The organism is Teichococcus deserti (assembly GCF_001982615.1).
GTDB lineage: Bacteria > Pseudomonadota > Alphaproteobacteria > Acetobacterales > Acetobacteraceae > Pseudoroseomonas > Pseudoroseomonas deserti.
Genome location: NZ_MLCO01000513.1, coordinates 1 through 1,088, shown reverse-complemented (window position 1 = coordinate 1,088; position 1,088 = coordinate 1). Strand labels below are relative to the sequence as shown.

1 pseudogene is annotated in these 1,088 nt (G+C 82.4%); it reads left to right on the top strand.

From position 1 onward, the window contains the following. Positions 1-1,088, top strand: a pseudogene (locus BKE38_RS31145) (hypothetical protein); the annotation flags it as partial.

Genomic DNA, 1,088 nt, shown 5'->3' with positions numbered 1-1,088 from the left:
GCGCTGGACGCGGCCCGCGCCGGGCTGGAAGCCGCCGAGGCCGCCCGCGCCGCCGCCCAGGAGGCCCATGCCACCGCCCGCCGCGCCAGCGCCGAGGCGGAGGCCGCCCGCAGCCGCGCCACCGCCGAGCGCGACGCCGCTGGCCAGCGCGCCCGCCAGGCCGCCGAGCAGCGCGACCGCATGGCCCGCGAGCGCGATGCCGCCCTGGCCGAGCGCCCCGACCCGGCCGCGCTGCAGGCCGCCCAGGCCGCGGTGGCGGCGGCCGAGGCGGGGCTGACGCAGGCCCGCAAGGCCCTGGCCGAGGCCGAGGCCGCCCGCGCCGCCGCCGCCCAGGCGCATGCCGCCGCCCGCACCGCCGCCGGCACCGCCGAGGCCGCCCGCGCCCGCGCCAGCGCCGAGCGCCAGGGGCTGGACGACCTGCTGCGGGCCCGCGCGCCGAAGGCCGCGGCGCCGATCCTGGACGCCATCGCCGTGCCGCCTGGGCTGGAGGCGGCGCTCGGCGCCGCGCTGGGCGAGGCGCTGGAAAGCCCGGCCGACCCCAAGGCTCCGCGCCATTGGCGGGTGCTGCCGCCGATCGACGCGTCGCGCCCGCTGCCGGCCGGGGCGACGCCGCTGGCCGGGCTGGTGCAGGCGCCGCCGGAACTGGCCCGGGCGCTGACCCAGGTCGGGCTGGTGGAAGACGGCGCCGCGGGAGAATCCCTGCTGCCGCAACTGGCGGAAGGCCAGTGCCTGGTGGCGCGCGACGGCGCGCTGTGGCGCTGGGACGGGCATTGCCTGCAGGCCGGCGCGCCCAGCCCGGGCGCGGTGCGGCTGACCCAGCGCAACCGCCTGCGCGCCGCCGAGGCCGCCCTGGCCGAGGCCGAGACCGCCGCCAAGGCGGCCGCCGCCGCCGCCGAGGCGGCGAAGCAGGACGAACAGAAAGAAACCGCCGCCGAGGCCGCCGCCCGCCAGGCGCGCGGCGCGGCGGAATCCGCGCTCGGCCGGGCGCGGGATGCCGACCAGAAGTTGGCCGGCGCTGCCGCCCGGGCGGAAAGCCGCCTGGCCGCGCTGGGCCCGCAGCTGGAGCGGCTGCAGGCCGAGCATGACGC